The following is a 7078-nucleotide window of genomic DNA, read 5'->3' as shown; positions in this document are numbered from 1 at the left end:
AAGCGAGATCAGACTGCCCACCAAGATCAGCATTCATGTCCACCGCGAACGTCGCCAACTCCCAGCTACGTGCTCACACAGAGAGTCGTCCAACACCCGGCCGAACTGGCCGACGCACTGCCGTATCTGCTCGGATATCGCCCCGAGGACAGCATCGTGCTGGTCGCCCTCCACGACCGGGACGGGCGCGGACGCTTCGGAGGCCGGGCCCGGCTCGGCATCCCGACGAACCCGGACGACTGGCCGCCCGCCGCCAGGCAGCTCGCCCACGGACTGGTGACCGGCAGCGAACGCCGAGGCGCCCGGCCCGAGCAGATGGTCGCCTACCTCTGCCAGGAACCGGCGCCGGGCGAGTCCGGCCGACAGGTCATGGAACGGCTGCGGCCGCTGGCCCAGAAGCTGCGCACCGAGTGCGGCCACCTCGACGTCCCGGTGATCGAGGCACTGTGCATCTCGGACGGCCGCTTCTGGTCCTACTGCTGTGCCAATGAGCGGTGCTGCCCGCCGGCGGGCACCCCGATGGGCCTGCCCGGCACCTCCGTGCTGGCCGCCGCTGCCACTTATGCCGGCCTGCAGGTGCGCGGCACACTGCGTGAGCTGCGGGCCAGGCTGTTTCCCTGGGAGACCGCGGCCGCCCTGGAGCAGGAAGTCGCCCTGGACACCGCCAGCATGGCCCTGGTCCCCAGGATCCTCGACGACACGAGCCGCGGCGAAGTGGCCGCCGAGACCATGGAGCTGGCGGCGCGGGTCATGAAGCGTCTCTCCGACGCGCCCGCGATCTCCGGCCCGCTCACGGCGGACCTCCGCGACGACGAACTCCTCACGCACGACGAAGCGGCCCTGCTGATCCTCGGTCTGCAGGACCGTACGACCCGCGATCGCGCCGCCGAGTGGATGGAGGGCGACGAGGCCGCTCCCGCCCTTCGCCTCTGGCGGGCACTGGCCCGCCGTTGCGTCGGACCGTACGGCGAGCACGCCGCGGCGCCTCTCACCCTCGTCGGCTGGGTCGCCTGGTCCACCGGTGACGACCTGGAAGCTCGGGAGGCGCTCGCGATGGCACTCGGCGCGGATCCTGGTTACCTCTTCGCCCGCCTTCTGCATCAGGCCTGCAACGAGGGACTGGACCCGGAGTCGATCCGCCGCTGCCTGCGCGCGGCGCGCACGGGCAGCGCGCCGACGCCGACCGAGCGACTCGACGCCACGACCAGTGCCGATTCCTCGGCATCCGCTGACTCCACCCCATCAGGACCGCCGTCGGAGGAGAACGAACGACGAGGCGCGCGTTCCGCGCACTCGTCCGACGGTCCGGGGCGACCGGCCGAAGCGGAAGGCCGGCGCCTGGGAGCAAGGGTGCCGCGTCCGCGCACGCCCAAGGCTGGGACGCGCCCGGCCTCCGCGCGGCCTGCCCGGACGCGGCCACGCACGTCGGGCAAGGGAGTGGCGCGTCGCCGCGGCACGTGCCCGGGAGCGACGGGCCCCGAGGCCGCGGAACCCCAGGGGGAGGAATGAGCACCCGCAGGGAACTGACCGGTCTGCGCCGTCCGACCGAGGGCGACCGACCGGCGATCCACGGAGCACGGCGGGCGGCGAGCGCGGGTGATCCGGGCCTCCGCCGCCATTCGGTCGGGTTACCCGCCCTGGGGCGTTACCCGGGGGAGTGTCGCCCCGTTCACCTGAGTGGCGGAACGCCTGGACGGGCCGTGCCGCCGCCCTGCCCAGGCATTTCCGGACCCACCACCCGGTGCCGCACACGCCCGAGGCGCACAGCGCCCAGAGGAAGCCGCCCCATGCATCAGCCGACTCCGCCCTTCGCCGCCGACGACCGCTCGCCCGTCGACCGCTCCAAGGCGCCCGTCGGTCCGGACCACGGTGCGCCGCCCCTCACGGACAGCGCGGACCGGCCAGACCATGGCTCCCCGCGCCTCGGCTCGGGAGTGCTCGGACGTGAACACGGCCGTCTCGTCTCCGACGAGGCCTCGCCCGGACGTGCCCCGGGGCTCCCCGGGCCACCCCCCGACCGCTCCCCGGAATTCTCCACTCGCACCCACCGCCCCTCGTCATCTCCGGGCCTGTCTGCGCCACCACCGCCCGCAGCCACGGCACGCCGCGCCTCGCTCCCAGCACCCGGTTCCCCTCCCGCGCCACCACCGCAACCGCGCCGATCCGTCGAGCTACCACCCACCCACCACGCGATGATCTGCATCGCCCTCCCGGGCCTCGTGATCTCCACAGACCGGGGCCAGTTGACCGGGCACGGACTGGAAGGGTTCTACCGAGCGGGCAAGCGGGTGCTCTCCCGCTGCCAGGTGCGCGTCGCGGGGCGCGAACCGCTCGCGGTCCACGCGCGGATGACCGCCGCGGATCAGGCCCGCTTCGTCGGCACCGTGCGCGTCTCCCCCGACGCCGGACCGGATCCGGACGTCGTGGTCGAGCGGATCCGCCACGCGGGGGGCACCGAGCGGATCACGCTCCACAGCGCGGCCGTCCGCCCGTTGCGCCTGCCGGTCGAGGTCGCCCTGGGGACGGATCTGGCGCCCCTGGGGGCCATCGCCTCCGGCGCGACCGGGCCCGAGCTGCCCGCCAGCGTCCACGACTCCGGCCTGCGCTGGTCGTGCGCTGCCGGGAACGCGTCCGTCACGGCCGAACCACCGCCCTCTGACGCACTTGCCTCGGCAGGGCTGCTGCGTTGGGAGTTCGAACTGCCACCGGGCGGGAGCGCGAGCGTGGAGCTCCGGGTCCGACCGGACGGGGCGGGGCCCGTCCGGGCCGTGGCCCGGGCGGCGACGACACCCCTGGCCTCAGCGCGGGCCGCGGGCGACCATCCGGGCGTCCAGGCTCTGCTGCGGACGAGCATCGAGGACCTCCAGGCCCTCCTGCTGCGCGACCCGGCACACCCTTCCGACGTCCATCTCGCCGCCGGTGCGCCCTGGCGCTGCGGCCTGGCCCCGGCCGAGGCACTTGCCGCGGCCCGGATGTCACTGCCCCTGGGCACCCGGCTCGCCGCGGGCACACTGCGCACCCTGGCCCGCACTCAACTTCCGGGACCCGCCCCGCGGTCCGGCATGATCCCGGGCCCGCGCCGGGACGCGGGCACGCATCTGTCGCCGAGCTGCACGGGTACGGAGGCCACGCTGCTCTTCCCCGTGCTGCTGGCTGAAGCCCGCCGCTGGGGGCTCCCCGGGCAGGAGACGGAGGAACTGCTGCCGGCCGCCGAGCAGTGCCTGACCTGGCTGCGGACCAGCGTGAGCGACGGCACGTATCTCTGTGACCCACAGCCCGGAGGGCCCGCCCGCTGCGAAACGCAGGCACACGCCCACCGCGCGGCGCTGCTCGGCGCCGACCTGCTCGATTCGTTCGGCAGGCCGGGCGGAGCCTGGCTGCGACAGTGGGCCATGAGCCTGCGGGCGGCGTTCCAGCAGGAGTTCTGGATCGACGACCTGGGCGGCGGCCGGCCCGCGGCCGCCCGATCCCCCGACGGGCGACTCGTACCGCACCTGGGCGCGAGCTCTGTCCACCTCCTCGACACCGGCCTGCTGGGCGGCGGCGAACCCGCGCCCGGGCTGCTCGACAAGGTTCAGACCGAGCAGCTCGCCCGACTGCTCGGCAGCCCGGCCATGGACTCCGGCTGGGGACTGCGCGGACTGGGCGCGAAGGAGGTGGGACACAACCCGTTCGGCCACCGCAGCGGTGCCGTGCGGATCCACGAGACAGCCATCGCGGTGGCCGGTCTGATCGCCGCCGGGTACGAGAAGGAGGCGAACGGCCTGTTGCGCGGAACGCTCGCGGCGGCCGAGGCCTTCGGGCACCGACTGCCGGAGATGTACGCGGGGGAGCAGCGCACCGACGGGAGCACTCCCCTTCCACACCCTGCCGCCTGCCGTCCGGCCGCCACCGCGGCGGCGGCCGGGGTGCTGCTGCTGACCGCGCTCGCGGGGATCCGCCCCGACGCCCCGGCAGGGACGGTCACGCTCCGCCCGGCACGCAGCGCCCCTCTCGGGGAGATCGTCCTCACCGGGCTGCGGGTCGCCGGCGCGCCCTTCTCCGTACGGGTCGGCCGACTGGGGCACGCCATGGTCGAGGAGGCGGCCGACGGACTGCAACTGGGGGTGTGACCTCCTGGGACCGGCCCCGGCGCGACAGTCCGGAACCGCAGCCACGGCAGGTCCCGCAGCGAACTGGATCAGCCACCGATGCGGCTGGCGAAGGGAGTGTTTATCGTCAGGAAGACGACTATGATCGCCGCATGCCCTACGACCCGTCAGCCTTTCCGCCCTTCGCCGTCACCGTGGACCTGGTCGTGCTGACCGTGCGCCGCCATGCCCTGTGCGCGCTGGCGGTACGCAGGGGCGAGCCGCCGTTCCAGGGCCGCTGGGCCCTTCCCGGCGGATTCGTGCGGGCCGACGAGGACCTGGCCCAGGCGGCCGCGCGCGAGCTGGCCGAGGAGACCGGCATGCGGGCCCACGATCCCGCCGTCCCGGTCCAGGACAATGGCGCTCACCTGGAGCAGCTTGCGACGTACGGCGACCCCAAGCGCGACCCGCGCATGCGCGTCGTCAGCGTCGCCCACCTCGCACTCGCCCCCGACCTTCCCGCCCCGCGCGCCGGTGGCGACGCCAGCAACGCCCGCTGGGCACCGGTCGAGGAACTGCTCCAGCAGGGCGGTTATGGCCGCGACGGCGAGCCCGTGGCGCCGCTCGCCTTCGACCACGCGCAGATCCTGTCGGACGGGGTGGAGCGCGCCCGCTCCAAGATCGAGTACTCGTCGCTGGCCACGGCGTTCTGTCCCACCGAGTTCACCGTCGGCGAGCTGCGCCGCGTCTATGAAGCCGTCTGGGGTGTGGCCCTCGACCCGCGCAATTTCCACCGCAAGGTGACCGGCACCCCCGGCTTCCTCGTCCCGACCGGTGGCACTACCACCCGCCAAGGCGGCCGCCCCGCCCAGCTCTTCCGGGCCGGCGGAGCCACACTGCTCAACCCCCCGATGCTGCGCCCCGAAGTCTGAGGCGAAGACCCGAACGGCGCGGCCCGACCGGGCCGGGGATCGAACGGCGAACAGGGGTCCGAGTCGGTCGACTGCCGCCTTTGGAGCGGGCCTTGCGGTGCCCGAAAAACCGGACATAGCGCGCTATCTTGCTTCGGGTGATCCAGGCCTTCGGACTGACCAGCAACCCGCGCAAGGAGCTTCCGCCCGCCGTCGACGACGTCTCCTTCGACGCACGTGCGGGCCATGTCACCACGCTGCTCGGTGCACCGGGGGCGGGCAAGACGACGGCGCTCAGACTCATGCTCGAACTCCAACAGGGTCGTGGACTCACCTACTTCAGAGGCCGCCCGCTGCACCGCATCGCTCATCCGTCACGCGAGGTCGGCGTCCTCCTGGGCGATGTGCCGGGGCACCCGGCCCGCACGGTCCGCGGCCACCTGCGCATGCTGTGCGCCGCGGCCGGCGTTCCGGTCCGCCGCGCCGACGAAGTCCTGGAGGTGGTGGGCCTGGTCAGCCTGCGCGACGAACGCCTGGGCACACTCTCGCGCGGCATGGACCGCCGCCTCGGACTGGCCTGCGCCCTGCTCGCCGACCCGCACACGCTTGTGCTCGACGACCCCGCCGACGGACTCTCCGCCCGGGAGAGCCGCTGGCTGCACGGCGTCCTGCGCACCCATGCGGCGAAGGGCGGCACGGTGTTGCTGACCACGGCCGACCCCAAGGAGGCCGCCCGCACGGCCGACAGGGTCATCACCCTGGACCAGGGCCGGCTCGTCGCCGACCAGGAGGCCGCCGAGTTCGCCCGCACCCGGCTGCGCCCCCGTGTCGCCGTCCGCACCCCGCACGCCACCCGTCTCGCGGCCCTGCTGGCCAAGGAGGCCCGCACCGCACAGCGCTCCGTCGAGATCGTGCGTGAGGAGGGCAACCGCCTCGCCGTGTACGGCAGCACCTGCGCCGACATCGGGGAGATCGCCTTCCGGCACGGCATCCTCGTTCACCAACTCGCGGACGAAATCGGGGACATGGGCCCCGCGTCGTCCCGCACGACGGAGGAACCCGATGCCCGGCAACCAGCAGGTCAGGGGGCTTTGCCGGCCGACGACGCGGCTCAGGAGCTTGCCGACTCGCCCGAGACGCACGCGCCCGCCCGGACCCAGCCCGACGTCCGCTCGCAGTCGATGTCGGACCCCTCCACTCCCCGCACCGAAGCCCGCACACTCACCCCCCTCCCCTCCCTCCCGCCCCCCATCTCCGTACGCCCCGCCCCCAGCCCCCTGCGCCCGCTCCGCTACGAACTCCGCCGCGCCGCCGGAGTCGGCACCGGGTTCCTCACCGGGGCCGCCGTACTCGTGGCGTCCGCCGTCACCGCCGTACTGCTGGCCCGCATCGGGCACACCCCGCAGCCGCGCCTGCTGGCCGCGTGGCCGAGGGAGCTGCCGCTTCCGCCCGCGGCGCTTGGCGCGGGACTGCTCGGCGCGCTCGCCTTCGGCGACGAGTTCCGCCACCCCGCCCTGGCAGCGGACCGCGGCACCGTGCCCCGTCGGCTGGGACTGCTCGCCGCCAAGCTCCTCGTCTCCGCGGGCACCGCGCTGCTCCTGGCCTTCTTCACGGTGGGATGCGACGCCGAAGTGCTCTATCTCGTCTACGGACGGGAGCTCGCGCAAGTTCCCGCGGACTGGCTTTCGCTGAGCGCGAGTTGGATTGGGCTGGTGGTCGGGAGCGCCTGGGCCGGTGTACTGGCCGCCGGCGTCTTCCGGTCCGCCTCGGCAGGGCTCGCCGCGGTGGTCGCCGTACCCGTGATCGTCGTACCCCTCGTACAGAAGGCCGTGGAGGGACCCGCTGTGCGATCGGCGGCCGGATTTCCGCTGCGGTTGCGCGAGCTGCTGCTGATGCAGTGGCCCTTCGGCGGCGAGCGCTATCTGGCGGCCGCCGCGCGCGTGGTAGCCCAACCCGTGGGCGGCGCACTGGCGTTGTCGCTGACCGCCCTGCTCTGCGCGTATCTGCTCACAACCCTTCGCGGCAAGGTCCGATGACGACCGACCGCGCCCCTTCCGGCCCCGCCGTGCGCACAACTCCCCGTGGAAAGCCCATTTC

Annotated in this window: 4 protein-coding genes; all 4 read left to right on the top strand. The window is 73.8% G+C overall.

Going from position 1 to position 7078, the window contains the following annotated elements; genetic code table 11:
- The first annotated feature begins 69 nt into the window (after nt 1-69).
- Nucleotides 70-1509, top strand: coding sequence for a DUF4192 domain-containing protein (locus AB0Q90_RS40240; RefSeq protein WP_363165027.1), 1440 nt, complete (start codon nt 70-72; stop codon nt 1507-1509).
- A gap of 683 nt (nt 1510-2192) precedes the next feature.
- Nucleotides 2193-4112 carry a glycogen debranching N-terminal domain-containing protein gene (locus tag AB0Q90_RS40235; RefSeq protein WP_363165026.1) on the top strand — a complete coding sequence of 640 codons (1920 nt, stop codon included), beginning with the start codon at nt 2193-2195 and terminating at the stop codon, nt 4110-4112.
- A gap of 131 nt (nt 4113-4243) precedes the next feature.
- Nucleotides 4244-5002 carry an NUDIX hydrolase gene (locus tag AB0Q90_RS40230; protein WP_363165025.1) on the top strand — a complete coding sequence of 253 codons (759 nt, stop codon included), beginning with the start codon at nt 4244-4246 and terminating at the stop codon, nt 5000-5002.
- A gap of 137 nt (nt 5003-5139) precedes the next feature.
- Nucleotides 5140-7017, top strand: a complete 1878-nt coding sequence (locus AB0Q90_RS40225) for an ABC transporter ATP-binding protein (protein ID WP_363165024.1) — start codon at nt 5140-5142, stop codon at nt 7015-7017.
- Nucleotides 7018-7078 lie beyond the last annotated feature (61 nt).

Origin of the sequence: Streptomyces sp. NPDC079141 (assembly GCF_040686775.1) — a bacterium.
Taxonomy (GTDB): Bacteria; Actinomycetota; Actinomycetes; order Streptomycetales; family Streptomycetaceae; genus Streptomyces.
This window is presented reverse-complemented; position numbering and strand designations above follow the sequence as displayed.

Bases quoted from the DNA above. Each gene is read 5' to 3' on its own strand.
- AB0Q90_RS40235 (WP_363165026.1), top strand. From the start codon at position 2,193: ATGATCTGCATCGCCCTCCCGGGCCTCGTGATCTCCACAGACCGGGGC.
- AB0Q90_RS40230 (WP_363165025.1), top strand. From the start codon at position 4,244: ATGCCCTACGACCCGTCAGCCTTTCCGCCCTTCGCCGTCACCGTGGAC.